This window comes from Vibrio sp. D173a (assembly GCF_030248475.1).
Genome location: NZ_JAHGAH010001536.1, coordinates 1 through 620, shown reverse-complemented (window position 1 = coordinate 620; position 620 = coordinate 1). Strand labels below are relative to the sequence as shown.

The window sequence follows — 620 nt, the reverse complement described above, 5'->3', positions numbered from 1 at the left end:
CAGGTTCTATCTCAGCTCGACCAACAGCAAGATACCTTCTTTGATGCCATGCTCGACGCACTTAACCACGACGAACAGCAGCAGCTAAAACAAGGACTGGAGGTTTACCTCAAAGGGTTAACTAAAGTCTGCCAAACCGATGAGTTTGTACTTCGCCCTATGACAAAAGCGGACAATGCACAAGTGGCCGATGTTATTCGAAAAGTCTCCGCTGAGCATGGGCTCACTGAGGACAAAGGCTATGGGGTAGCCGACCCGACGCTGAATGCCATGTACTCGGTGTATAACCAAGATAAAGCGATGTATTGGGTGATTGAACACCAAGGAAAGGTTGTTGGTGGAGGTGGTTTTGCGCCATTGGCGGGGAAGCCTGAGGGGTGTGAATTACAAAGAATGTACTTCTTAGAACAGACTCGAGGTCAAGGATTGGCCAAACGCATTGTTGCCCTAAGCCTTAAACTGGCCAAACAGCTTGGCTATCAGCAAATGTACTTAGAAACGACAGAGTGTTTGGGTGCAGCAATTAAGCTTTACGAAGCGCTAGGGTTTGAGCACCTCGACAGTGCTTGGGGGGAGACGGGCCACGACGCCTGTGAAGTCGTCATGGCCAAAACGCTTTA

General features: G+C 49.5%; 1 protein-coding gene. It reads left to right on the top strand.

The window, feature by feature from the left end; all coding sequences use genetic code 11:
• Positions 1-620: GNAT family N-acetyltransferase (locus KIV40_RS34575; protein WP_285353971.1), on the top strand; the 620-nt coding region annotated here is incomplete at both ends.